Origin of the sequence: Paenibacillus dakarensis (genome assembly GCF_001373415.1) — a bacterium.
In the GTDB taxonomy this organism is placed as follows: Bacteria; Bacillota; Bacilli; order Paenibacillales; family Paenibacillaceae; genus Paenibacillus_AQ; species Paenibacillus_AQ dakarensis.
Window position 1 is genome coordinate 1 of sequence record NZ_CDSE01000005.1, and the last position, 526, is coordinate 526.

Genomic DNA, 526 nt, shown 5'->3' on the forward strand with positions numbered 1-526 from the left:
TGTATATGCAATCAGTATATTTTGGGGAGCAGGATGTATATTGCTGGCTGCCGGATATTTATGGACCGGAGGTAATCGTTTTGGGGCAGAGCGCAGCAGTCCGGTTGTCCCGCTGCTCATTCTTGCAGGTGTAATGCTGCTCATTTATTTATGTCACTGGTTAACTGGTCCTTTATCCACGGAAGGAACAGGGAATGAGGTTATACGGTTTGGATTGATCGGTACGGTTGGTGGTGCAGCATGGATGGTTAGCCGTGACAGGGTGGGAGAGAGGCTGCTGCGCCTGATATGGCATATGACAGGGGTATTATTGTGCGGCAGTGCTCTGCTTGCCGTATATGGCTTGTGGGATCAGCCGTATCTCATATATCGTACGGCTGATCCTGCCATCAGCGCGTCAGGCGCGAGGCTTGGCGGCCTATTGCAGTACCCGAACACGTTCGGGGCGGTGATGGCCGCCTTCCTGCTCGAGCGGCTGTTCGCGCTGCCCGCCGCGCTTCGCTCGCGGCGGACCCCGCTCGGCGCT

The 526-nt window shown here is 56.1% G+C and carries 1 pseudogene; it reads left to right on the plus strand.

The window, feature by feature from the left end:
• Nucleotides 1-526: pseudogene (locus BN1234_RS22365) on the plus strand (O-antigen ligase family protein); the annotation flags it as partial.